The sequence below is a fragment of the Halostella sp. PRR32 genome, assembly GCF_034808085.1.
Lineage (GTDB): Archaea > Halobacteriota > Halobacteria > Halobacteriales > Natronoarchaeaceae > Halostella > Halostella pelagica.
In genome coordinates, this window is sequence record NZ_JAXHGL010000006.1 from 145,865 (window position 1) to 171,553 (window position 25,689).

Sequence of the window (25,689 nt, forward strand, 5' to 3'; positions counted from 1 at the left end):
AAAGCGTGTCGGTAGTAGTTCTCGTTTAGAACACAACTGGACTCACTAGATAATGCCTGAATGCGTTCTTCAGGCTGTATAAACTTGGAATAGGGGATTTAATGTTGTGTGAAAGGTGAATTACTATACAAAGCCTTATTTGGCAGCAGCCGATAGAAGGAGGTGAGATGACCGAAGGGGACCACCCGAATACGAATACCGATGAGGCGGTCGAATCGACCAGACCCGAGGAATTGAAACAGCGCATCGACAACGGCGAAGACGTGTTCGTCCTCGACGTGCGCTCGAAGGGCGACTTCGAGGAGTGGCGTATCGACGGTGAGACCGTTGACGTCGTGAACTATCCGTACTTCGAGTTGCTCGACGGTATTCCCGAGGACCTACACGGGGACCTTCCGGACGACCGGCGTATCACCGTCCTCTGTGCGAAGGGCGGATCCAGTGAGATGGTCGCCGAACTCCTCGAAGCGGGAGGCTACGACGTCGACCACCTCGAACGCGGTATGAAGGGCTGGGCGCGCATTTACCAGTCCCAGGAATTAGACACGAACGTTGACGCAACGGTTACACAGTATCAACGACCGTCGAGTGGCTGTCTCGCCTATCTCATCGCCTCCGACGGCGAGGCCGCAGTCATCGACCCGCTACGGACGTTCACCGACGAATACGTTCAGGACGTTCGGACGCTCGGAGTCGAACTCGCATACGCAGTAGATACGCACATCCACGCAGACCACATCTCGGGCATTCGTGATCTCGACACGAAGACCGGCGCAACGCCGGTGCTTCCCGAACCAGCCGCCGAGCGTGGCATCGAGTACGACGGCGACTACGAGACCGTCGAAGGCGGTGAGACGCTCACCGTCGGCGACGTGGACATCGAGGTCGTCCACACACCCGGTCACACGACCGGGATGACCGCGTACAAGATCGGAGACGTCCTGTTAACCGGCGATGGAGTGTTCACCGAAAGCGTCGCTCGACCGGACCTCGAAGACCCTGAGGCGGCGAGGGACGCCGCACGAACGCTCTACGAGAGCCTCCACGAGAAGGTCCTATCGCTATCCGAAGAGACGATCATCGCCCCCGCTCACTTCAGCGACGCGGCGACATCTGAGGACGACGGTACGTATACGGCTGAACTCGGGGAGTTGATTGAGCGGATGGATGCACTCACGATGGACGAAGACGAGTTCATCGAGTTCATCGTCGCGGATATGCCGCCGCGACCAGCGAACTACGAGGAGATCATCGCCACGAACCTCGGTCGAGACTCCCCCGACGACGAGGAAGCCTTCGAATTGGAACTCGGGCCGAACAACTGCGCGGCGAGCGAGGAAGCACTAACAGACTAATGATAGAGACGCTCACACCGTTGCTCGCACTCGGAGAACTCTTTCCGCGCGGGGTAACGCAGTATCTCGTTGGCGGTATGCTCGTCGGACTGGGAGCCGCCACGATCTACCTCGCGACGGGAATTATCGCGGGCGCGAGCACGTTCCTCGAATCGACGCTATCATACGTCTCGGCGATTCCACGGTTCAATCGCTTCAAGTACGTCCAGTCTCGCGGATGGCGGCTCGTGTTCACTGCAGGCATTATCAGCGGTGCCGCAGTGTATGTGCTCGTTGCAGGTGACGGCATCTGGACGACGGACGTCCAGTGGTGGCGGCTGCTCGGCGGCGGCTTCCTCGTCGGTGTCGGCACACGCCTCGGCAAGGGCTGTACGTCCGGCCACGGCGTCTGTGGCGTCGGCTCGCTGTCGAACACGTCGCTGGTGAACGTCGCGACGTTCCTCGCCTTCGCCATCGGCACTGCGCAACTGGTGCAGGCGCTGGGGGTGTCGCCATGAGCGACCGCGAACGGAACCCGCTGTTCCTCCCGCTCATCTACGTCGGGGGCCTCATCTTCGGGTTCGGGCTCGCGTTCAGCGGGATGGCCAAGCCCGAGATCGTCCTGGACTTCCTCCAGTTCGATGACTTCGGCCTGCTGTTCGTGATGGGCGGTGCAGCCGTCGTCACCGGAATCACGTTCGCAGCCGCGACGCGATCCCTCGACCGCGCGCCCCTCACGGGTGACGCCTACACACGACGACTGAAATCGTTCGATCGGAACGTCATCCTCGGGGGTGCAATCTTCGGCGTCGGCTGGGGCCTTTCCGGAATCTGTCCGGGCGCAGCCTACGCGAGCGTCGGCATCGGAAACTACCCCATCCTCTGGGCCATCGCCGGAATGTTCCTCGGCGCCTACGCACAGGGGTACGCGCGCTCGTTCGGCACAGACAGCGCTGAATCCCCGAGCGACGCACCGGCAAACTAACCGATATTTCAACGCACCTCGTTGACGATTGTGCGCCAGGAGTATTGTGGAGTAGTGAACTTGCAACGCAAAACGACGCGGAACTCGTGAGATGTTCGGACTCGAAACCCTTACTGGTACTTCGCAAGCGGCCGTCACAGTCGGGCTCGTACTCGCAGAGGCAATCGTACTGTACGTCGGCTATCTTTCTTCAAGGAGAGAATCCCGCCGTTTACGGCGGGGAGGATGTCACTCGTACGCTTCAGCCAGTGGCGAGACGATATCTGGTTAACCAACAAATCTTTGTCGACAGGCGCTTTGTTGGTTAACACGAGGCGATTGCTGATGCCCTACGAGCCACCCACGCCGCCGGCGGAACTCCCGACAGACATCGTCAACACACTCAGCGGCTACTCTCCAGACCAACTCCAACACGTCGCACGCTACGCCGAGGAACTCGCAGAACACAAAGCTCGCGAGGCCCGTCTCGAGGAAACGTCAGAGGAGGACGAGATCGACGAGCGCCCCGATGACCTCCCAGATGATGTCCCGTCGAAAGCGACGATCACGATCAAGGAGATCAACGACAACCGCTACTACTACTGGCAGTGGCGGGATGGCGAAAAGGTCCGATCCCAATATAAAGGCCCTGTCAATCCGGACGCGTAGACGAGATTGGACCGCAATCGGATGTTTGTTTTAGTGCGATTAGTAGTATATCAGGTGATGTCCCCAGGAATTTGACGCTGGCCTGGTTCGCTGGTTCGCCACGGGCTACGTCATGGCTGTCGGCGTCACTCTCCTGACCACGACGACGTCTTTACATTGGGAAAGAAACACCCAAAGGAGACTGCCCGGGTTAGCGTTCAGAGCGACGAAACTGGGACCCAAACCCTGGGTACACTCACTGGTTGCTCGAATGGTCGTTTGAACTGGAAGTGGATACCGGTTAGAACGGCTGATGTTCGAGTGCTACGGTCGGCTGACCCGCCGGGTCCTCCCTATTTCACTCGCCCGCTCCCGGTACAGGAACCCGAAGCTGTCAGTCACACCAAGAGTGAAGTATGGCCGATATGTTGGTAGGGAGTATCGATGGATTCAACGCTTCTCACCGGTCCGAAACACGCCCGATTGGAACGACGGGCATTTCAGCGGGCTGGTGACATCGCAACCGATTCGCTGGGGTGTATACTCTACATAACGCGGAACGACGCTCGCCGGAGTATGGTCGAGGATAGCTGTGCCGCGTCCCACGATCCCCTTCGCCTTCGCGCCGAGACGCTTGATGCGGTCGTTCGCGAGTGGTACGAGAACCTCTACGGCCCTGTTCAACCACTCACCGGACAGCTGAACCGCCGGCTAACCGAGTTCGCACTAGACAGAACCACAGCCGAGACTGCTGGTGTTCTTGCCGGCGAACCTGCATCCGCCGCACTCGCTGATTCGTTCAATAGCCGGTTCTCACTCTTCGACGACGCCCGCGTCGGGACCGCCGACGCGCTGGCAGCGGAGTTCGAGGGGTCCCCTCTCGATGACCGTATAGCGACAGCCACCGTCGACGCCTACCGCCATTACCGGGATCTCCATGCCGACCACGTCGACGAGTGGGTCTGTACCCGTGGGGAGATGTTCAACGCCGTCGCGACGGCAGACCAGCCGCTTTCGAAACTTTTCCCGGAACTGGACGTCGTCGTCCTCTCCGGGTATCACGAGTTCCGCCCCGTCGAACGGCGCGTCGTCGAACGCATCGTCGACGACCTCCCGATAATCGCGCTACTGCCGCTCCATCAGGGGGGCCAGACCGGGGTCGACGCGGTCGCGGAAGACGCCCTAGACGTCTACGAATCGCTGAACTTCGAGACGGTAGAACTAGAACCCACTGATGGGGCCGGGCAGGCCTTCGGAACGATCACTGAGGCCCTCTATCGGCCAGATCCAGACGTCATCTCGGTTTCTGACTCTCTCCGATGGCGGAAACTCCCCACGCCCGAACGCGAAATCCGCTTCGTCGCCCGCGAACTCCGAACCGAGTTAGCCGATGGCCGCGACCCGGACGACCTCGCCGTCGTCGTCCCGGGGACCGAAGCCTATTCGGGGTATGTCGAGGACACGTTCGATACGTTCGACATCCCGTACGTCACGACCGCCGCTTCACAGCTGAACCGGACGTTCACCGGGAGTGTCGTACACGACCTCCTGAACCTCGCCGAACCCGACCCGCGCGCTGAGGACCTCACCTCGCTACTGGCGAATCCGCTGGTCGGTGTCGTCGATAGTGACCTGGCCAGCGCCGTTACGGCAGCTGCCCGCCGGCGCGACACGGTTTCGGTGTCACCCCTCCTCGACGATGTCGACGATGAGGCGGCGTCGCTGATCCAGGATCTGCTAGCTACGCTCGAGACGCTCCGAACGGGCGACATCGAGGGCGCAACCGAGACGCTCCGACGACTGCTGGACGACCGGTTCGACCTGGAGACAGCGACGGAAGACTACGCCAGCGGCGCCGAGCAAGCCGTCGAGGGGCGGGCCTACGACACCGTGGACGAGGTCCTCTCCTCGTTCGAGTCGCTGGCGGCTGTCAATAGTGATCTCTCCCCGTTGGCATTGTTCACCCGCGCCTTCGACGGCGTGCCGATTCGGGTTCCGCAAGGTGCTGCCGGCGGCCACGTCGAAGTGATGGGGATGCTCGACGCCCGGATGAGGTCCTTCGAGAACGTGTTCCTCGTGGGACTGACCAGCGAACATTTCCCGGTGACGCCGGAACGTCCGGCTTTCTTCGAGGAGATGACGGACGCCCACCCCAGGTTCGACACGGGGGACGAGCGACTCCGAGGCCGGTATCTCTTCGCGACTCTGCTCGCGAACGTCGACGCGCTCACGATCACTACGCCCGAGACCGGCGACGACGAATCAACCGTGATCCGGTCGCCGGTCCTCGATGAACTCCAACGCGTGACCGGCATCGAGCCCGAGGACGGTGTCGACGACCGTGTGGGCTCTCGTGAAGACCTCTTCCGCCACGTCGCCGAAACGACCGACCGGCGTGGAGCGGTTAGTCGTGCCGGCGACCGAGGGGATCTCTCGCCTGAGCAGACCAAGCGCACGGACCGCGGACTCCTATGTGCGGCCAACAGGGGGGTTGCGGGCCTCACCGACCACGACGGGGTTTTGGCTCCCGAAACCGTCGCGGAGGTCTATCCACCGTCAGAGCGAGAGCCCTACAGCGCGAGTCGGATCGAGCGATACGTCGAGTGTGGCTTCAAGTTCTACGCCGACAACGTGCTGGGGATCGAGGACCCCGACGACGTCGAGGTCGTCCCCACGCCGCTCGAAACCGGGTCGTACGTCCATGACGTCCTCGAACGGTTCTACGCCGACCTGCAGGACGAGGTCGAAGATGGTGTCGACCTTGACGCGTTTGACCGGGCCACACTGACCGCGCATCTTCAGGAGATCGCCGTCGAGGAACTTCGAAACGCTGACTTCGACTACGACGGCCTATTCTACGAGCGGTGGAAGGCGGAACTGTTCGCGGGACTGGACGACGGCGGGCATACCCTCTACGAATCGGGTGTCAAGCCCCACGAAGCCCCCGAAGAGGGATTGTTCGCCACGTTTCTCGACAACGAACGTTCTCGGGATGGTGCGGCCAGTCCGCATCTGTTCGAAGTTCCGTTCGGCGAGGGCCTCCCCGATTCGGATGCTGGTCCGTTCACCGTCGAACGTCCGAACGGGTCGACTGTCTCGGTTCGCGGGTACATCGACCGCGTCGACGTAAGCCGGGACGGCGAGCAACCGACGCTCACGCTCTACGACTACAAGACCGGGCGGGCACCGTATATGACGAAGACGACCGGCGGCACGAAGTTTCAACTCCCAATCTATTTGCTCGCCGCCGACGATGTCGTCGACGGGGATCTGTTCGACCAGGGTTCACTCTCGGCGACGTACTATCAGGTGCGACCCCCCAACGACCTCAAGGTTCCACGCGGTGTCGAGTCGAAGTTCGATTCAGAGGCCGAACTCCGCCGTTTCTTGGACGGTATCGTCCCTGAGTGGCTCGGACGGATCGACGAGTCGATCGCCAACGGACAGTTCCATACGTCGCTCCTGTCCGCTCGCGGTGCGAACTGCCGGTACTGTGACTACCGTCGCGCGTGCGACGTTCGCCATCATCGCAAGCGAGAGTTCGTCGACGAGGTCCGCGATGACGGCGCTGCCTACGTCCCGCTCCGTGTTCGCGACGACGAGGATATCGAGGCGGTGATGAGCGATGACTGAGGAGCGCGAGGACATCCAGCTCACCGAGGAACAGGAGGACGCCCTCGCTCAGGGGCGAAACGTCGCGATCACCGCCGGCGCCGGGACCGGGAAAACGACGACGTTGACCGAGCGGTACGTGACGATTCTGACCGAAAACCCGTCGCTCACGCCGGAGAACATCGTCACGATCACCTTCACTCGGAAGGCGGCCGCGGAACTGACTGAGCGCGTCCGGGAGGAGGTCTACGATCGACTCGAGGCCGCCGACTCACCGGCGACGTATCAGCGCTGGCGGAACGTCCTCGATGACTTGGAGGACGGCTACGTCCACACCATTCACGCCTTCTGTACTCGACTGTTACGGGAACGGGCGGTCGAGGCCCCCGTTCCGCTCGGGTTCGACGTGCTCGATGAGGACAGCGCCGCGACACTCCAGCGCGAGGTGGTGACCGAGTTCTTAGAGCGCAAACAGGATGCCGACGACGTTTCCCTTCTCGCCCAGCTCTGGGGCCGTGACCAACTTGTCGACGTTCTCGTGGGGCTGCTCGATGAACGCCCGCAGAGCGAGGCAGTTCTCGAGGAGTGGCGTGGCGCCGAGGTCGACGACTACGTCGACGTCCTCTGGAAGGAGGTCTGTGATTTGGACGTGGTCGACGCCCGCCAAACCCTGTATGCGGACGGACTCCTAGAGCAGATAGACACGGTGGCGGGATGTGTGGATCGCGAGGCCGCGGTCTCTGATGATGATGGGCTTCGGGCCTACCGAACGCTCACGGAGACCGCGACGACGCTCTCTGAGGACCCCGAAGAAAGCAATCCCCGCAAGTGCCAGCGAGCAATCCTCGACCTCTACGAGGCGTGTGAGAAGAAAAACGGAGGTCTGTACAGCAGTTCCGGGTACGTCGTCGGTGATCGAGACGACTGGGGCGAGTACGGGGACGTCTACGACGACCTGAAAGACGCCATCGACGTGATAATCGCGGCCGTCGAGCAGCACGAGGATGCGGTCGAGACGACGCCTGGGGAACTGGAAGCGAACAGCGCTCACTACGCGCTCGCACTGATGCGCGTCTTCGACGACGTACTCTCGGCCTATACGGCCGAGAAGGATCGTCGCGATACGCTCGATTTCCCCGGCGTGATCGAGACGACGCTCGAGTATCTGCGAGGCAACGACGCGGTCACAGCGCGGCTTCGAGAGCAGTTCGCGTCCGTGATGGTCGACGAGTTCCAGGACACGGACCCGCGCCAGTGGGAGTTGGTCAAGCTCCTCACGGGCGTCGGCGAGCGGACAGCGTCGAACGCCTTTCTCGTCGGCGACGAGAAACAAAGTATCTACGGGTTCCGTGGTGCCGACGTGACGACGTTCGGGGACGCGCGGGCGGAACTACAGGCCGTCAACGCAACCCGTGGCGTCGACAACGTTCAGGATCGCGATGCCAAGAGCCCGACTGCGCTCGAACTCTCCGGGAACTTTCGGACGTTAAACGAGCCACTGTCCTTCCTGAACGAACTCTTCGACCACCTGTTCCAGCCGGAAGGTAACGTCCACGAACCCTACGAGGCGCCACCACAGGAGCTGAGCACGCAGCGCGACCGAATCGAAGACATCGAGGAACTAACCGGCAGCGTCGAGTATCTCGTGGTGCCCGACGACGCCGACACGGCGGCGGCGCTTTTCGGCGACGACCATCCGGTCGCCGAGGGAGCTCTGGATCACACTATCGAGGCGGAAGCGCAAGCGCTCGCCGCTCGACTGACCCGTCTGTTCGACGACCCGCCGACGGTGCAAGACCCAGACTCGGGAGGGCATCGCGATGCGACGCCTGACGACGTTGCGATCCTCCTCCGCCGGCGAACCCACCTGGATCGGTATCAACGGGCGCTTGAGGAGTACGACATACCCTACACGGTCGTGGGTGGCGTCGGGTTCTACGATACGCCTGAGATCCAGGCGCTCACGAACCTGCTTCGGGTGCTCGGTGACCCGCAGGACGACGTCTCCCTCTACGGTGTTCTTCGGTCGCCGCTGTTCGGGTTCGCAGATGATCGCCTTGCACCAGCGGTCGCGGAGGCCGATTCAGTGTGGGACGCGCTCGCCGAGACGGACGACCCACAGCTGTCGGACGCCTTCGACCTCTTGACGACGTGGCGGACTCTCAGTGGTTGCGCGACGCCGTCTGAGGATGGTGTACTCCCGTGGAACCGACTGCTGTCTCGTGTGATCGACGATACCGGGTATCTGGCGAGCGTGAGTGCTGACGAACGCGGTCGGCAGGCCGTCGCGAACGTCGAGAAGTTCCGCGATCAGGTACGCACGTGGAGCGAGAACGGTGTTTACACCGCTGCCGGATTGCTTCATCGCATCGACCGACAGGCCGAGATCGACCCTCGGGAGGGGGAGGCAGATATTCCGGGTGACGCCGAGGGCGTCCGGATTATGACGATCCATTCCGCGAAGGGACTCGAGTTCCCGATCGTCACCGTTCCCGACCTCGGGAGTAGTCTCAACTTCGGCCGGTCCGTCGACGACTATGGATACGTTCGGCTCGTTGAGGGCACCGATGATGCGCCTCCAGTCCCGGCGGTTGGCGGTCCGAATCCGAGTGATGCGTTCTCGATCGAGAAGACGGCTGTCCACGAGTACGCCGACCGACGGTCGCGTCCCCAGGAGCGAGCGGAGTCGAAGCGACTTCTCTACGTTGCGTGTACACGAACGCGGGATCACCTCCTTCTCTGCGGCACGCACGACATCGATGTCGACGAGCCCGGTACAATCGAACTCGGAGAGCCAGCAGCCTTCGACGACGCGGATCGGTGGCGGGACTGGCTTCAGCCAGTCCTCCTCGACGGAGCCCTCGTCGCCGAGGCGATTCGGGACGGACAGGCCCGTGGTGAAATGGATGGAGCCAGCTATACCGTTCGCACGCCGCCGCGACCAGTAGACTGGCACACCGACGGTGACGCTGTCGATTCAGCACCGAAGATATCGATTCCTTCGCCGCCGTCGCTAACGCCGGCGAAACGGATCGCGGCCACGACTCTCGTGAATGCGGTAGCGGAGACGTCTACAGACGGTCACAGTTACACCCAGAGTGGGGAGTCAGCCGGGCTGAGTCCCACTACGTTTGGGACGGTCGTCCACCGGCTCAACGAACTCCGCCCACCGAGAGACGAGTGGCCCACTCTGATTCGACGTCTAAGTCGGATGGCTGGCGAAGAGCCGACAGAAGCGGACCTCCGCGATGCTGTTGATCACGCTGCTGATGCAGTCGAATTTGTAGACCAGGTTGAGGCCGATGCCCGAGTCCAAGAGACCTACGACGAGTACTCTGTCGTCGCCCGAATTGGTGCGTCACGAATTGTCGGTGATATCGACCGGCTGCTCGTTACTCCAGACGCCTACCACATTATTGACTACAAGACGAACGACCTCTCATCGACTACCCCGGATGAGCTAGCAGCGCACTATCGACCTCAAATGCTCGCGTACGCTCTCGCACTCTGGCAACACGACCGGAGTCGTGATGTCCGGGCGTCACTCAGGTTCACTGACACTGGCGTGGAGGAGCGATTTAATTGGGAGTTGGATCAGAGGGCGGATATTGAATCTGAACTTCGCCGGATGATGGATCTGGTGTAGTAGTCCCCTCCTGTTCGGCGATCTGCTTTACGGAAGATAGTTTTGGAGCCCCAGTGACAGAATGGGGGAACGAATAAAACGAATAGAACGAGCAAAACGAACTGAATGAGCTAAATGAATGTGTTGAACGCATTCTGAGGAACGAACTGGTGATGGATGAGCTGGCTACCCTGACTTGATGAACAGAACGAGAGGAACGAACAAAACGAATAGAACGAACGAGTTGATGGAAACGAGTGTGTTTGCTTCAACGAGTACAACGAACAGTTGGTTTTAACATCGTCGTAATCCTCTCACCGAGTGAAACACCCTCGCCGAACGCACCGAACCCAACGAGCAAAACGAACGAAACGAGCAAAACGAACTAACTGAGAGAAACGAAGAATATGACCGACATTAACACCGCACGAATTACCGTGGCGAATCAGAAGGGAGGCGCAGGAAAGACGACCGACGTCATTCATACTGGCGGCGCGCTTTCCGCCCGGGGACACGATGTCCTCTTAGTCGATATCGATTATCACGGAGGACTCACCTGCTCGCTTGGCTACAACGATCTGTACTACGACACCGACCGCACAACGCTTTTCGACGTGCTCGATTTCGATCAGATGGAGTCAGTGAACGACATCATCGTCGAGCACGGGGAGTTCGACATCCTCCCCGCGAGTGAGAAACTCGCGAACAACAAGAACATCCAGACGCTGCTGGAAGCGCCAAAGAGCAGAGAGCGACTAGAGATGACTCTCGATGAACTCGACAGGGACTACGACTACATTATCGTGGACACGCCGCCTTCCCTGAACGTCCTCACCGATAACGCTCTCGTCGCGACCGGTAACGTCGTTATCCCGGTCATCCCCGAGAAACTCAACGCCAATAGTCTCCAAATTTTCGCGAAGCAACTGAGTTCGCTCGAACAGGCGTACGGTGACATCGACAGACTCGCCATCGTGTGCAATCGGGTCGAACAGAACGCCGAGCACCGAGATACGATCGAGGAGATCAAATCAGCGTACTCGCTCCCCGTCTTCGAGATCCCGAAGCGCACGGACCTCTCTCAGTCGATCCGTGATGGGGTGTCCGTCTTCGGCTTCGGTAAGGAAAACAAGCGCGTCGAGGATGCTCGCGAGTTGTTCACCGAAATCGCCGACCGGTTCGACGAGACGTTTGAGAAGACTGTTCTTGAGGAGGTTGAAGCATGACCGACGGCTGGGGCGATGCTTCCGGCATCGAGGGCAACTATGAAGAGGAAGATGATGAGGTCGACTCCAGCGAAACGAGTGAAGTGAGTGAAACGAGGGAAACCAGTTCGTCAACCGAAACGACTGAACCGACTTCAACGAGTGAAACGAGAAAAACGAAGGCGAATATCAAGGACGAGTGGAACGGGCGGACGATCTATATCCCAGACAATGTGCTTGACGAAATGGAGGATACCTACCTCGAGTCCCAACTGAAACTACGAAAGGCGGGTCAGAATGAGTTCAAGAAAAACCGCCACTTCTACCCTCTTCTCGTCCAGTTCGGTGTTGAGGCGCTCTCTGAGGCAGATGCTGAGGAAATCCAGGCTCGGCTTTCGGAACTCGGCGACGAATGACCTCGTGCAGAACAAGGCCCGATGAAAGTTGAGACCGGCCGTCTCAATGCATCTGGTTCTCTCTACGAGTGCCCGCCTAGGCGCGAATCAGCGTGTATTCGGCTCGAAACTAGTCACGTCCGGGGATCAGATGTATCGAATCTTGTGGAATCAGTACTTGGACCTCTGAGCCATTCTCAAGCGCCAGTCGTTCGAACGTCGGCGGACGAACGTTCGCCGTGAGTGTGAACGATCCCGCTTCAATCTCGATATCGATCCGGTATTCGCTCCCCTCATTCAACCAGCGAGCAACTGTTCCAGTGACCGTATTTACCGTTCGGTCACCGTCGGCAATGTAGGGGGCTTCGATTTCTACCCGCGATGGATGAATACAGACCGTCACCGACGACGTATGGATATCTGACGCGGTCGTTCGGCACTGGATATCACTGAGCTGAACCGTTGTTCCGTCTGCTGTTCGGTCGATCACTGTCCCATCAAAGAGGTTCTCGTTCCCGGTAAAGCGGGCGACGAATCGGTTCGTCGGTCGAGTAAGCACAGTCGACGGCGAGCCCACCTGTTCGAGGTCACCGTCTCGAACGATAGCGATTTGATCACCGAGTGCCGTTGCGGTCCGCTGGTCATGCGTGACGTAGAGAATCGGGATTTCAAGCGATTCGAACAGGCTGTGCAGTTCGTCTCGAAGCCGTTTCCGAATCGGCGCGTCGAGACTCGACAACGGCTCATCGAGGAGGAGAACGTCAGGGTCAGTTGCCAGCGTTCGTGCGAGGGCCACTCGTTGTCGTTCTCCACCGGAGAGGGTTGGAGGCTTTCTATCGAGCACGTCCTCTAATTCGAAAAGCGTCGCGAGTTCGTCGACGCGATCGCTGGCTGTGGCCGCGTACGCGATGTTTTCGCGGGCAGTCATGTGTGGGAAGAGCGCTCCCTCCTGGAAAACCATCCCCACGTGTCGATCTTGGAGCGGTAAGCCGACCAGTTCTCGCCCATCGAGCTGAATCGATCCTGAATCGAGGCCGGTGATCCCGGCGATTAGCGAGAGGAGCGTCGTCTTTCCGCTGCCAGACGGTCCCAAGACGGCGAGTACTTCTTCCTCGACCGTCAGGTCCACCGGACCGAAGTCGAACTGGCCGTAGGCTTTTCGAAGTCGAGAGAGTTCGAGTGTCATTCCCATGGGTTCGAGGCAACGGTATTGAGAATCAACAGGGCCGCGGCAGCGATCAGTACTAACAGTATCGCCACCGGATAAGCGTTATCCAGGCCGAGCTCGATAAACGCCACCCAGATCTGAACCGGCATCGTCCGTGGATAGTACGCCAGCATCATCGTCGCGCCGAACTCACCGATCGCTCGTGCGAAGGCAAGCGTTATGCCGGCGAGAATCCCCGGGCCAGCAAGGGGCAGCGTCACATTACGGGCGGTCGTCAATCGACTCTTTCCGAGCGAGCGAGAGGCGTATTCGAGCGTCTGGTCGACGCCCTCGAACGCCGCTTTCGCGGTGACGACCACGAACGGCGACGCGACGAATGTCTGGGCCAGTACCACCCCAGCGAGCGACCGTGTGAGTGGGAACCCGGCAGCAATCGCGGCTTCACCGAGCGGCGAGCTGGGACCGAAGACAGTGAGCAATACGATTCCGCCGACTGTCGGGGGGAGCACCAACGGGAGGACCACGACTGCGAGAACTATCTTCGTTACAGCCCCGTTGGTGCGTGCGAGCCAGTACGCGAGCGGCAAGCCGAACAGGGTGGCGATGACTGTGCTAATCGACGCCGACAGAAGTGATGTCGTCGCCGAATCCACGACGGTCGGATTGTTCATCTGAGCAAGGATCTCTCCGGCCGGTACCGAGAGAAACAGCGACACCATCGGCACAACGTAATACAGGAGTAGCACGCCCCCGAGGACGAGCGCAACGCTGAGCCAGTCGAACCCGAATGTGTCCGTTCCCGATCGGTTCGAGTGTGAACCTGTCGCCATTCAAACCAGGACAGTAATGTCCGAGACCGTCGACGATAGCTCTTTATCTGGTCCGCCGAGTCGGGATTGAGTCTCGCTGGATTGGTCGGTTACCTGTCTGACACTCTGGGGCACGTCGCCCGTATAGGAAAGGAATTGATCGCGTAGGAGGAATCCGTGCTCTTCGAGATAACTCCCGGTCGTATGGACGTCGAACACGGAAACTGCAGCGTCGCTCATGTGCCGAATGGTCGAGCCGTAACTGATGAGCCCACCCTGGATTTCCTGGCCGTTTGGCAGGGTGTACGAGGTTGTCGAGTACCAATTCTCGGTATACTGTGGATTACTCAGATTGATCTGGTCCGGTAACTCGATGTACTCGTAATCGCGTTCGACGGCCATATTGCGGTAGGCAATAGCAGCGTCGATGGAACCGGTTTCGAACTGGCTGATCAACGATGTTTCGGGATAGATCTGATCCTGCTGAAGGATCTGTTCTCTGAGATTCGATGCATCAACGTAGTAGCGTGAGGCGAGTTCGAGCATGAATAGGGCACGATATCCAAGTGGGTCTTGATCAGGGTCGGTTCGACCGATGTTCACATCCCCGTCGACCATTGGTTCGTACCAACGCTTGGTTCCGGCGTCGGCCAGACGTTCCCCGCCAGCCGTGTCCGGATTGTACGCGATGACGACGGAGTTGCTGGTGAAAACGGAGTACCACGGAGCTGACAGCGGCTCCTCGAACAGCGCCACGTCGGCGACCGAGACGATGTCGGGGTCACGTTGTCCCTCGTCGATCATTCGAGCGACCGTCGCCGAGCCGTGCGACTCGATGTTAACTGGGACATCTACAGCAGGCTTGAGCCCGTTAGCTAGTGCATTCTGGAGGCTGCCAGCCGCGAGGATGGTGATCGTCGATCGACTCCCATCTTGATTGGTCCAACTTGTACAGCCCGCAATACCAGCGACGGCCGCCGTGCCAGCAGTCAGGAGAAATCGTCGTCGCGCAGTAGGAGATCCATCAGTCATTCATATGAGATCGAGATCCGTTTGAGAGAAAAACTTATCTCAAACACATCTGTTTGACTCTGTATGACCTCTGCAGAATCGACGACATTGACTGAGCGGCAGGTGGAGATACTCGAACTTCGAGAGCAAGGGCAGACACAGCAGGAAGTTGCGGACCGACTGGGAACAACCGACTCGAATATCAGTGCTATCGAACGAGCGGCAGAACAGAACATCGAAAAGGCTCGTCGAACATTGGAACTCGTCCGGACGGTTCGGTCGCCGATCCAGTTTTCCGTCTCTTCGGGGACAAGTTTCGATAAGTTGGTCGCCGGCGTCTATTCCCATGCAGACGAAGCTGGCATCAAAATCGCCTACTGTCGTCCAGAGCTCTATACACATCTCTATGGGGTTCTCGAAGAGTGTACGAACCAGAACGAACTGAAGACGACTATTGATGTCGGAATTACCAACGACGGCGAGGTGAGAGTCTTCACCGAGGATTTCTGAGCGTGGCGTTGGCTCGTGATTTCCAGCGAACTGTTTTCGACGTATCGCTCGGCGTTCGTACGCTGAGTGGCCCGTGTACGACTCGACGCCGCTGTACGACCGACCCTCGCTCACTGGGCTGGAATCGGACGTACGCGTCGTGTCGGAATCTGGTTTGACCACGACGAATACGACTCGATAGGCCAGTTCATCTGCACGATCCCGTTGCCTAGTTCGTCTTCGATGCACATGATTGCTACACAGTGACCACAAAATACCGGATGGAGATGGTCAAGCGCTTTATAGCCGCCACGACCTCGAAGGACTTTGGCCTGCAGTCCTTCTACTTCGCGTTCGCGTGTCTGCTATACTCGATTTGGCGAGCGGTCGATTTGCTCGTGCAGGTGCAACTGACTGGTGAATACGAACACTCGCCGATCGTGACTTGGGTAGAGTATTGTTGGTCAGTTTTCAGGAGTAGTTGGAAATCACAGCACGTAAAACGGCGGCCTTCAGGCCCTTGACGCCACGACCGGAGAACCGGTCTGGCAGTCCGACCTTCCCGGCGGACTGTTGGCTCCGCCGACGCTTCACGACGGCATGCTATACCTGTCGACTGAAGGGCACGTCGTCGCTGTCAAGACCGCGACAGGAACCCTCGCGTGGAACACCCCAATCGACTAAACCATGACCGATGGGACGAGTCGGCCAATCGTCGAAGACGGCCACCTGTACGTCATTCCAATGAGGAGTTCGACACCGCTCCCGGTCTTCGACGTGGAGACGGGGGACTTCGTCACGGCGTACACCGGCGGTACCCGAGGAGTGCTCGACTCCGGACGCCGTCGGCTCCACACGGTCGGCGACGCGCTCCGTGCGTTCGACACCGAATCGACGGTCGCCCTCTGGAAGCGCGAGCAGCCACCGCTCGGGATGACTATCGACGAGACAGAGAACCTGTATCTCGCTGGGTCGTCGTACTCGCTCGACGACGATCGGTTGGTCGTTGGCGCGATGACGCCCACGGCTGCGTTCTACACCGCCGTGGACGTCGCCATCACCGACGTGGCGGATGTCCCCGGGGCGCTCGCGCGTCTCGACCCTGCCAGCGAGGAACCGGCTCCGCGACAGCAACTGTCACTCACCGTCCCACGGCGCGTGTTCGCCTACTACGGCGACTTCGAATCGGCACGCTACCGACTGTTCCTTGCGCTCGCGACCGACGAGACCGCATTCGACGACGCTTATCATCAACGGTCGGACCGGATCACGACGTTCCCCGTCACGCTCGCCGAGAGGGACGACGAACGAGCAGTGTTCGACATCGCTCTCGCAGACGAGCCCCGGGACGGAACGTTCCAGATAGCGAGTTCGGTGCTGCCAGCGACCCTTCAGGAGACCGGTACCAGAGCGTTCCTCTCGATATACCTCCAATACGACGACGAGGCAACGCCAGAAGCTGCCAAACCCGACGCCTGTAGACTCTGGCAGAAACGCCACGAGTAGCTCTACATACAGGGCGATATCTGTCTGGACCGAGGGAACACTGGTCCGTCGATGGGAGGTGGTTCTCCCGAAGACGATGTTGTAGACAATCGGGAAGAGACAACGGCGTCCAGTATCCGAATGGAGGGGGTTTGATGTGACCGGAGTTGGAACGTTCGGCCGTGCTGGACACGCAGTCTTCGCTTGATTCCAACAAATGACTCAGTCGACTAGATTCGAGACGGTCGTCTCGCTCGCCGAGCGATCACCGGACCTGCATTTCGACGACGAACAGGGGTTCCTGACCCTGCCGACGGACGACTTGCCGAGGTGGGCGAGGCACGGTGGCGCGCGCTGCGACGTCGAGATGACGTTCAGCAAGGAGCCAAACGGCGTCGAAGGCACCGTCACCGACTTCGGGTCGCGTCTGGAGACCGAAATCCGGTGTTGTGGCGACTGGTTCGAACTCGGCGACTCTCGCTTCGTCGAGGGGTCGCTCGAGGAGGCACCGGACTGGTTGACCACCGACGGTGATTCCGGGTACGTCATCATCGAGTTGGACTACGATCTGGCCGCGACTCTTCGGCGTTCGACCGACACGCCAAAGAGGCTTCACGTGAACGCGGGCGTGCTCGATTGGACGACGCCGGGGGCCCGCGAGCGCTGGGCGACACCACTCGAGACGGACCGCTGCAGGTTCGCGGCATCGGCCGTCGCCGATACCGTCGTCGTTCCCACCGTTCGCGAGACCGTGGGACTGAACGTCGAATCCGGAGCCCAAATCTGGTCTAGAGCGCTGTCAGAGAGCGAATCGGCGTCGGGTGGTGAGGCCGATCCACAGCGAACGGTGTATCCGTCCTTCGAGCGCGTCCATGCGCTCGATGTGGACTCCGGCAGAACGCACTGGACGTATGAGGTCAGTGACGCCCTGGAGACGTTCCCGCCCCGGGAAAACGGGACGCTGTACGTCGCGACGTCGACGGGCGAGGTGCACGCCGTGGACACAGAGACCGGTCGCCGGGAGTGGATGAAGCCGTTCGACGGTTCGATTTCGGCGCTCGCGCTCGATGTCGAAAGTGACACGCTCGCGACCGCCGGTCCCGATGGCGGGACGGTCACGCTACTCGACGCCCGGACCGGCGACCGAATCACGTCGGTTTCGACGACCGGGGTGGAGACGCCACCGGTCGCGACCACCGGCAGCGTCGTGTTCCCAGCCGGGAAACGCATCCGAGCGGTCGATACCGTCTCGGGCAAGTACTCCTGGACTGCGAGCGTGGACGACGTCGTTGAGACTCGACCGGCCGCGGGCGCGGGGACCGTCGTCGTCATCACGCTACACGGTACCATCGTCGCCTTCGACGCTCGCGACGGGACGAAGGAGTGGACGCGGACGCTCCCGAACGGGAGTGCTCGGGACGTACCGCCAGTCATCGAGGACGACACAGTGTACATCGTCACGAAGGAGGAGACCCATGGTGCGGACACCTTCCGTGCGTTGGACCTCGAGACTGGCACACCGTCGTGGCGACACGAAGTGCCGAGCATCGTCCGGTCCCCGTTCGACGTCCATGACGGGACGGTATTTTCACCGAACGAACACATCACGGAGGACTACGGTAGTGTGCACGCGCTCGAACCGACGGGCGCAGTTCGACGAACGTACAGGGGCTCCGTCGACTCGATCGACAACGCTGGTTCGCTCAGGCTTTCGTCCTCCTCCAGCGAGGATGTCGGATGGGTCGATCTTCCCGCGGATGCGCTGCCTTACTACGGTCGGTTCGAAGGAGCCGCATACGACGTCTTCCTCGCACTCGACGAATCCCGGTCGGCGGTCACGGCCGGACGACCGAGCCAATCGCCGACGACCTCCGAGTACCGCGCACGAGAGTCGGACGATGGAGTTATCACGCTCTCCGGCATCGGCGATGAAGAACGCCAGGGTAGATTGAGTTTAAATGACGAACCACTTGCTCCGCTCGATTCGTCTGGTGACTGGTCGGGGTACGTCGCGCTGTTCCTCGATTATCTCGAAGACGAGACACATGCGGGTGCGAAACCGAACCCAGTCGGACTCTGGAAACGCCTTTCCACCTGATTGCGTGGCATCCGCTTCCTTTCGCTCGAAGACACCGGTATCGCGGCCAGCGACCGTTCGTTCGTCGAGTCCGCCACTGCGTCGCTCTCGGAGTGGCGCGGCACCGTCGAGCGGGTCGACGACGAGACGGCGACGGTATCCCTGGACACTCCCACCGGCGGAGCGGACGGAGAGACGACGTTGACCCTGCCGGTGGATCGACTTCCGGACGCCAGCGCGACGCCGACCGAGACCGTGACGGTGGTCGTCCACTGGACGTACGACGGAACCCGAACCGACGAACGGTCGGTCGCCCCGACTGTTCGTCGCCTTCCGGACACGTCCCTCGAATTCGCCTACGACGGCCGAGTCGCTCACGACTCCGGCCGGGAGATAGCGTTCTCGAACGCGATACGATACGGGTACGGACACGATTCCGGTGCCATCCTCGTGTTCGACCCATCTGAGGCAGGCGTCGACGACCCGGACTTCGTCGTTCCCGACGCCAGATCGGTCGCGAGGATCGACGAGCACGGCGACCTCGACTGGATCGTCGACGCCGAAGGCGACGACTCGACTGTCAGCATTCGCGACGCCTTCATCTGCGACGACGACCTGTACACGCTGAAGTGGAGCAGCCCGAATGCGAGGTTCGACGCTACGACGGGCCACCTCGTTCGACGGTTCGACTGAACTCGGAACGGCGACGACGGGACCACGACCGAAACGCTCGGAACACTGGAACACGGGTCTCGCCGAGCCGTCCCGTCGATTGCATCCGAACCGGCTACGCCAGCCAGCTTCTATGTAGCCTGTTATTCCAGATCGCCGATGTCTTCACCGCCCGAACTTTCAATTGATACGCTTCGTACGAACCAGGTGATGCTGTTCGAGAATGTCGTCGTACGAGCGTGGGACGACCTGATCAAGTAGATCCAGGAAAGTCGAATTGTGGAGTTTAAACGTATCCCTCGTATCGATATCCTCAACCAGAAACGGTTCTGATCCGTCGAGATAGTTCGGTAGGATCCTGAGATATGGGTTTCTACATAGCCGACTGGTCATCGTCAATTCTTTGTTCGCCTCCACGACAACTTAATATTATTACACTTAACTTGGACGGGCGACGCCGTCAAACCCGCAGAATCCGCGCCAGGAACTCGTACCTTACTAAGGATGGCGCGGTAATTTTGCCGCCAAAAGATATATTATGAATTATGAATAAAATTGGATGAAAAGTGACTTTGGAATCTGACTTCGATCTCGAGCAGGGGGCAGCCGTCCACGACGTCCGTGGGATCGCTGTTCTCGACGACGGCGACCCGGTGTACGCCGCTCCGGTCGACGGCACGTACCAACTGTTCCGCAACGGGACGCAGGTGACGGCGTCGGATCGTAGTCTTTGCTATCCGGTGAGCATCCCCGGAAGCGACGCCGTCGTGGCGATGCACATGCCCGATGATGGACTCACTGACAATGACATCGCGCGTGTGTCGCTCGCAGATGGCCTCATAGAGACGATCTTCGACGGCCCTCTTCAATGTCGCTTCTTGCGACCGAATCCAGCGAATCCCGACCGCGTCGCGTTCATCCATTCGACGGCAGAAGGAATGTCAATCAGAGCGATCGATGCTCAATCCGGTGCGGTAACCACCCTCGCCGAGCCAGCGAACGACGAGGACTGGCTGTCGGCGTTCACGTGGTCTCCCGCCGGCGACCAACTCGTGTTCCAAGACGGGCCCCCATACGGCCGGAACACGCTCCGTCTTCTGAACGAGGACGGGACCATCGAGGAGTTACTGTCGTTTGCAGAGGGCAGCGCAACGCTCGGCGGGATGGAAGCCGGTATCTTCGGACTGGCACCCGGGAAACGGCTGTGGAGCACGGAGGGAATCCTCTTCGCTGGCGGAGAGACGGACACTGCCAACCTCGGTGTCGTTCGGTCCGATGGCAATTATGAGTGGCTTGTTGAATCGGAGGACGAACTCGTACCAGTCGAATGGATACACACCGGAAGCAACACCCAGGCTGCATACCTCGAGAAACAACCCGGAAGATCGACCCTCAAAACGACCGGCGAGACCACGTTCGAACTGAACGACGCCGGGGGTGTGATCGAAATGCTCAGGTGGCCCGAAGACGCTGACGCACCCATCTACATCCGGAAAGATTACAAGTCGGCTGGAGACGTCTGGATCGGAGAGACGAAGCGGACGGACGTTGGGACGTGTGAGACGGCGAAGTGCAAACCGACGATCATCAGGTACGAGTCCTTCGACGGCACCGCCATACCCGCCCTTTGTTACTCACCGAGCGACACTCCGGGTGATGGGCCCGTGCCTTCCGGGAAACGACGGTCGGCTATCGTCTACGCCCACGGTGGCGTTGGAACGCGGAACGAGGAACACCTGTCGCTCGGCGAACAGGCGCTCGTCGACGCCGGCTTCACCGTCCTCGCCCCTGATTATCGGGGCAGTTCGGGATACGGACGGTCGTTCTTGCACGCCAATGACGGGAAGATGGGCGAGGTCGATCTCGACGATCTCGTCGCTGGTGCACGGTACCTCCGACACCAGGGTTTCGAGCAGGTGGGTATTTTCGGGGAATCTTGGGGAGGATACTTCGCACTCTCCGGAGTCGCGAGGCGCTCGGCGTTCGACGCTGCCGCCAGCATCTGTGGTGTGACCGACCTCTCTCGGGCGGCGGAGAACGGGCGACTATCGGTCGCCCGACAGAAGTTCGGCGTCACGGTCGACGGGGACGAGGGAAGTGGCATCCTCGACAAACGGTCCCCCATCGAGCACGTCGACTCCCTGTCGGCCCCGGTCTGCCTGTTCCACGGCGCGGCTGACGGGTCAGTTCCGGTCGAGCACACGACACGATTCGCCGAAGCACTCTCGGAGACGGATCTCTTTCACGAGACACGCATCTACGAGGGAGAAGGGCACCTCATCCAAAACGCGCAAAACCGGGTTGACCTGTACACGAGGCTCAGATCGTTCTTCGTTGAACGTCTCGGTTCGTAGCGTCCGAAAACCCGGTGTCTGTCCCAGGACTCGGTATCCTCCCCCAACTCTGACGTCGCCACAGTCACCGGTGCACCCACACTCCTTGCCACCGCAGCTACAACCCGCCTACCGATAGATCGCCAGCGCGGAAACGAGTCCGATGGGACCGACCAGCGGTCCCGGGGTTGCCCTGAGAACGGAACCGAAGACGGTGTATCCGATAATACCGGTAACAGCGGCTAGAACACCGATGTACTGTAACGGCGTTGACCGTGACAGCTGATCCAGCATATTCCATCCAACCCTCCGAGTTGGTAAATAGGTGTTCTGCTGGCAGGCACCTGCCGTACTTGCTGCCGAAAGACCGTCCCAAGAGAAAGGCAGATGAACCCATCTACGAGCGACCACGGCCGCACTCTCTGATATGTCAGATCGATCTTGTAAGTTCAGCTGGTGTCCATGACCCGATGAAACCCTTAATTTCGTCGTGCAGGGTAGGGTCTTGATCGGCTGGCTCCGACAGAATGATGGGCTCCTATTCGGTCCGTCTTTGTGATTCTATTCGGTCTGGGAGTTCGCTGCTGCCAGCACGCGACCGATATAGATCTGCCTCCAGATGAGCCAGGCGCCGAGACCGATCCCGAGCAGCCCGAGACTGGTGATTCCGACCGCGTCCCAATGTGTCTTGGCGAGGGCGCAGTCCAGTGTTTCCGTTGCACAGGCACCGAACAGATGCTGGGTGATGGCGCCCGTGTAGACGAGCCAGCCGCCGATGGCGACGGAGCCGACACCGGCCACGGTCTTCGACACTGCTTCCTGGACCGTGGGCGGGTCCGCAATAATCGCTGCCTGCACGTCCTCACGCGGCCCGGCTAGCTGTGAAAGAACGGCCGCCCCGAGGAGGAGCAGTGCAGCCGGGGCGATGACGAATCCAATCGACCACATACCGATGATGGCGAGCCCCGTCATCAAGAGGGCGGTCACCCAGACCAGCGGCGTCCGATTCGTCCACGCACCGAGTGAACCGGTGAGGGCGAGCAGAATGCTGAAGAGCACCCAGCCGGCGAAGAACGCGTCAGCAAGCGGGTTTGGCGATAGGAGCAGTCCGGCTGCGACGATGGTGCTGAGGACAGCGAGACCGCTCAACATACGGGCACCGGTCGTCGCTGTGGAGGGCTGGACCGCTGGGGCCATACGAAAGACTAGTGGGGTAAACTCCTAATAGGGTATCGGTGGCCCACTCATACTCACGAGGATTCATGTTCTACTGCAGGAGACGGTGGTTCCACGGCGTGATTCATGAAACAGCGATTCCAGAGATGGTTTAGTTCTCCACGGCGAGACGATCGGTATGGTCCACTGTCCTGACTGTGGAACGACGCTCGAGGAGACAGCTGATATCGAGTTCGTGGAGATGGATGCCACGACGGGATTCCTGAAAGCCTCGAAACGGTTCTATACGGCCAATTGTGCGGCGTGTGGCACGGTTCTGGGGAGCGGCGTTGCCGGGGCGAAAGCGGGCGGTGGAGGCGGTGGTGCTGTCTGAGAGAATAAGAACTATACCTGTGTCTGCAGAACCTGAGAGCGATGGTTCATTGCCCTGAATGTGAGACGACGCTCTCCGAGAAAGCCGATGTCGAGTTTGTCGAGATGGACGCGACGACGGGCTTCTTCAAAGCCTCAAAACGGTTTTATCTGGTGGCCTGCACCGACTGCGGCGTCGCGATCGGCAGCGGCGTCGCGGGCGCGAAGGCCTGAACACGACTACACGCGGACATAACCCTCGCCGGTGCGAAATCACCGATGGTGGACTTCCGCGGTGATCTCGGTGGCCGGTCGAAGTTGAATTGACGGAATGAACGTCAGCGGCCCATCGGTGGTCACGTCAAGGGTGACGTGGCCGACCATTGTTGCCAGCGCTAACGTCAACTCCTGACGGGCGAAGTCGGCACCGATACAACTGCGGGGTCCGCCGCTGAACGGGAAGTAGGCGTACTCCGGCCGGTCGACGCTGCGGGTCCATCGGTCGGGAACAAACTTCTCCGGTTCGTCCCAGAATCGCTTGTCTCGATGAGGGACCCACTGGGGAATCAGAAACTGGGCCGCTGGGGGCAACTCGTAGCCATCCAGCGTCACAGATTCCGTCGCCTGCCGGTTGATACCTGTCGTCGGCGGGTAGAGTCGGAGGGTTTCATCGACGACATATTGCGTGTATTCGAGGGCGTCGTAGTCGGCGATGGTTGGCCGGTCCCCCTCGACAACTTGGTCGTATTCCTCGCAGAGGGACTCATACACGTCGGGATGGTCGGCAAGCAGATACCAAACATGGGTGAGCGCACCCGAGGGGGACTCGTGGCCTGCCAATAGGAATGCAACTAAGTTCTGCTTGACCTCTGTACGTGTCAACTCACCATCTTCGTGGGCGGCAAGCAACATCGCGCACACGTCCTCGTTGGTCTCTGTCTCTGCATATTGCCGTTCGGCGACAAGGTCCTCGACAAACGTATCAAGATGCTGTACCGCTCGACGGAAGCGGCGCTCTGTTGGCGTCGGTATCCAGTCCGGGAGCAACTGGCCGGGTCTGCGGAAGTTGGTCCGGTCAACGAACGCGTCTGCTGCTTCAATAACCACGTCCTCCTGCCCGCGAATGTCCTCATTGAGAAGTGTCTCGGCTAAAATCTGAACCGTCAGCCGGCGAATCTCGGGATGCAGGGCGAATCGCTCACCCTCGTCCCACTCGTCGATAAATCGTGCTGTCACCGCCGCCATGCGGTCGCCATAACTGGTGATGCTCTCACGGGTGCACGCCGGATGTGACGCTCGTCTGAGGCGTTTCCACCGCTCACCCGTTGCGGTCGTCATAGCCGCATCTTCAATTCCCTCGAAGGATTGTTGCTGTTCCGGGCCGATGGTGAACTTGTGCTGGTCCTCGACGAGTATCTGCTTGATGAGTTCCGGGTGGGTCACCATGTACAGGGACTCGTCCATGAAGCGGAGGCGAACGAGGTCCCCGTGGGTAGCCCACGATTCCATCGCTCTGACCGGGTCCCGAGAAAATGCTAATCCGTTGCCGAGGATCGGGATACCAGCTGGAGATGGTGGATCCCCAGTCTCGCTCATATCACCGTCTTTCGGGTGCGCCGTCTTAACACTATTCCGCCGTGGCCCGGACAGAACCATGCAGGCCCTTATTGTGACAAACGTATGGGTGAAATCATAGTTTCTCACGAGCTCCGTATCTATTTACTGTATTTAGAATAGACGACGATCTCATACGTTACTGCACGGGGGCTCTATTTGAGTCCGCTCCATCCACTAAACGGAAAGGGTCTGTCGCCCCCTCAGGCAGTCGGGCGTAGCCCACGAGCCGGAACTTGCTGGTGTAGAACTTACGTTTACACACCATAGGACACTACGGACTCACACTGACAGTACTCCTATCCGGCAGTGGGATCGTTTTGCCCTGTTGACTCGGAGTTGTCTGGATCGTTTTATGTCGGCCAGAACCCAGTCGTTCGCAGAACTCGTGATTCCTCCGTACGTCGATTCACACCCGGCGTAAATGTCGAATCCTCTCGCCTGAAAGAGATAGATAACTACTTTAATACTTTGACCAAGAATCGGACTCTATGTACAAGGCAGTGTTCCATGTTAACGGGGATAGTCCGTACTCGCAGTCGACAGCGGGACGGACACGGAGATCAGGCTATGGTGTAACGACCACTGCAACTTACTATACGTCACCGGTGAGCGACAGGTCGAAGAACATTGACGGGGTAATTTCTCCGCTGGCTTCGATGAGCCGGTGCCTCGTCGTTTCATCGAGATTAACGGCCGATATCCCGGATCGGACCCTGTC

General features: G+C 59.9%; 20 protein-coding genes and 3 pseudogenes. 18 read left to right on the top strand and 5 right to left on the bottom strand.

All coding sequences use genetic code 11. From position 1 onward, the window contains the following. The first annotated feature begins 167 nt into the window (after window positions 1-167). The 8 genes from SM753_RS17555 to SM753_RS17590 all read left to right on the top strand — a co-directional run bounded on the left by SM753_RS17555 (window position 168) and on the right by SM753_RS17590 (window position 11,804). Window positions 168-1,355 carry an MBL fold metallo-hydrolase gene (locus SM753_RS17555; RefSeq protein WP_323192624.1) on the top strand — a complete coding sequence of 396 codons (1,188 nt, stop codon included), beginning with the start codon at window positions 168-170 and terminating at the stop codon, window positions 1,353-1,355. Then, window positions 1,355-1,852 carry a YeeE/YedE thiosulfate transporter family protein gene (locus SM753_RS17560; RefSeq protein WP_323192625.1) on the top strand — a complete coding sequence of 166 codons (498 nt, stop codon included), beginning with the start codon at window positions 1,355-1,357 and terminating at the stop codon, window positions 1,850-1,852. The genes SM753_RS17555 and SM753_RS17560 overlap by 1 nt, the downstream gene beginning before the upstream one ends. Then, window positions 1,849-2,319: a YeeE/YedE family protein gene (locus SM753_RS17565; RefSeq protein WP_323192626.1), complete on the top strand. Its 471-nt coding sequence runs from the start codon at window positions 1,849-1,851 to the stop codon at window positions 2,317-2,319. Before SM753_RS17560 ends, SM753_RS17565 begins: the two co-directional genes overlap by 4 nt. Before the next feature lie 324 nt (window positions 2,320-2,643). Beyond that, entirely contained in the window at window positions 2,644-2,967 is a 324-nt protein-coding gene (locus tag SM753_RS17570) for a hypothetical protein (RefSeq protein WP_323192627.1), read from the top strand. A gap of 555 nt (window positions 2,968-3,522) precedes the next feature. Further along, window positions 3,523-6,579 (top strand): PD-(D/E)XK nuclease family protein, encoded by a 3,057-nt coding sequence (locus SM753_RS17575; RefSeq protein ID WP_323192628.1) that lies wholly within the window; start codon window positions 3,523-3,525, stop codon window positions 6,577-6,579. Continuing rightward, complete coding sequence (locus SM753_RS17580) at window positions 6,572-10,204, top strand: UvrD-helicase domain-containing protein (protein ID WP_323192629.1); 3,633 nt, start codon at window positions 6,572-6,574, stop codon at window positions 10,202-10,204. Before SM753_RS17575 ends, SM753_RS17580 begins: the two co-directional genes overlap by 8 nt. Before the next feature lie 386 nt (window positions 10,205-10,590). Beyond that, a complete protein-coding gene (locus SM753_RS17585) occupies window positions 10,591-11,409 on the top strand; it encodes a ParA family protein (RefSeq protein WP_323192630.1) in 819 nt (272 codons plus the stop codon). Beyond that, window positions 11,406-11,804 (top strand): hypothetical protein, encoded by a 399-nt coding sequence (locus SM753_RS17590; RefSeq protein ID WP_323192631.1) that lies wholly within the window; start codon window positions 11,406-11,408, stop codon window positions 11,802-11,804. Before SM753_RS17585 ends, SM753_RS17590 begins: the two co-directional genes overlap by 4 nt. A 109-nt stretch (window positions 11,805-11,913) precedes the next feature. Here SM753_RS17590 and SM753_RS17595 read toward each other — a convergent pair whose 3' ends face one another. From SM753_RS17595 to SM753_RS17605, 3 genes are read right to left on the bottom strand one after another with little or no spacing between them, the layout of a single operon-like run. Then, window positions 11,914-12,969, bottom strand: a complete 1,056-nt coding sequence (locus SM753_RS17595; protein ID WP_369335381.1) for an ABC transporter ATP-binding protein — start codon at window positions 12,967-12,969, stop codon at window positions 11,914-11,916. Then, window positions 12,966-13,781 carry an ABC transporter permease subunit gene (locus tag SM753_RS17600; RefSeq protein ID WP_323192633.1) on the bottom strand — a complete coding sequence of 272 codons (816 nt, stop codon included), beginning with the start codon at window positions 13,779-13,781 and terminating at the stop codon, window positions 12,966-12,968. The genes SM753_RS17595 and SM753_RS17600 overlap by 4 nt, the downstream gene beginning before the upstream one ends. Continuing rightward, window positions 13,782-14,792, bottom strand: coding sequence for an extracellular solute-binding protein (locus SM753_RS17605; protein WP_323192634.1), 1,011 nt, complete (start codon window positions 14,790-14,792; stop codon window positions 13,782-13,784). Between the two features lie 63 nt (window positions 14,793-14,855). Here SM753_RS17605 and SM753_RS17610 point away from each other — a divergent pair, with 63 nt between their 5' ends. The 7 genes and pseudogenes from SM753_RS17610 to SM753_RS17635 all read left to right on the top strand — a co-directional run bounded on the left by SM753_RS17610 (window position 14,856) and on the right by SM753_RS17635 (window position 21,848). Then, window positions 14,856-15,281, top strand: coding sequence for a Tfx family DNA-binding protein (locus tag SM753_RS17610; RefSeq protein WP_323192635.1), 426 nt, complete (start codon window positions 14,856-14,858; stop codon window positions 15,279-15,281). A gap of 269 nt (window positions 15,282-15,550) precedes the next feature. Then, window positions 15,551-15,784 (top strand): annotated as a pseudogene (locus SM753_RS17615) (hypothetical protein); the annotation flags it as partial. Further along, window positions 15,774-15,944: pseudogene (locus tag SM753_RS21455) on the top strand (PQQ-binding-like beta-propeller repeat protein); the annotation flags it as partial. The pseudogenes SM753_RS17615 and SM753_RS21455, both read left to right, overlap by 11 nt. A gap of 3 nt (window positions 15,945-15,947) precedes the next feature. Then, a complete protein-coding gene (locus SM753_RS17620) occupies window positions 15,948-16,766 on the top strand; it encodes a hypothetical protein (RefSeq protein WP_323192636.1) in 819 nt (272 codons plus the stop codon). A 196-nt stretch (window positions 16,767-16,962) separates the two neighbouring features. Next, window positions 16,963-18,843, top strand: a complete 1,881-nt coding sequence (locus SM753_RS17625; protein WP_323192637.1) for a PQQ-binding-like beta-propeller repeat protein — start codon at window positions 16,963-16,965, stop codon at window positions 18,841-18,843. Beyond that, on the top strand, window positions 18,844-19,515 hold the full coding sequence (locus SM753_RS17630) for a hypothetical protein (protein ID WP_323192638.1): 672 nt from the start codon (window positions 18,844-18,846) through the stop codon (window positions 19,513-19,515). Between the two features lie 551 nt (window positions 19,516-20,066). Beyond that, window positions 20,067-21,848: an alpha/beta fold hydrolase gene (locus SM753_RS17635; protein WP_323192639.1), complete on the top strand. Its 1,782-nt coding sequence runs from the start codon at window positions 20,067-20,069 to the stop codon at window positions 21,846-21,848. A gap of 540 nt (window positions 21,849-22,388) precedes the next feature. Here SM753_RS17635 and SM753_RS17640 read toward each other — a convergent pair. Then, window positions 22,389-23,024, bottom strand: a complete 636-nt coding sequence (locus SM753_RS17640; protein WP_135536896.1) for a hypothetical protein — start codon at window positions 23,022-23,024, stop codon at window positions 22,389-22,391. Between the two features lie 157 nt (window positions 23,025-23,181). Here SM753_RS17640 and SM753_RS17645 point away from each other — a divergent pair, with 157 nt between their 5' ends. Continuing rightward, window positions 23,182-23,376 (top strand): hypothetical protein, encoded by a 195-nt coding sequence (locus SM753_RS17645; RefSeq protein ID WP_135536897.1) that lies wholly within the window; start codon window positions 23,182-23,184, stop codon window positions 23,374-23,376. Between the two features lie 41 nt (window positions 23,377-23,417). After that, a complete protein-coding gene (locus tag SM753_RS17650) occupies window positions 23,418-23,588 on the top strand; it encodes a hypothetical protein (protein WP_168193031.1) in 171 nt (56 codons plus the stop codon). 39 nt (window positions 23,589-23,627) lie between these two features. Here the strand turns inward: SM753_RS17650 and SM753_RS17655 are convergent, their stop codons facing one another. Next, on the bottom strand, window positions 23,628-25,010 hold the full coding sequence (locus SM753_RS17655) for a cytochrome P450 (protein ID WP_323192640.1): 1,383 nt from the start codon (window positions 25,008-25,010) through the stop codon (window positions 23,628-23,630). 449 nt (window positions 25,011-25,459) lie between these two features. On the opposite strand from SM753_RS17655, the pseudogene SM753_RS21460 reads away from it, so the two are divergent. Then, window positions 25,460-25,587 (top strand): annotated as a pseudogene (locus tag SM753_RS21460) (transcriptional regulator); the annotation flags it as partial. Between the last annotated feature and the right edge of the window lie 102 nt (window positions 25,588-25,689).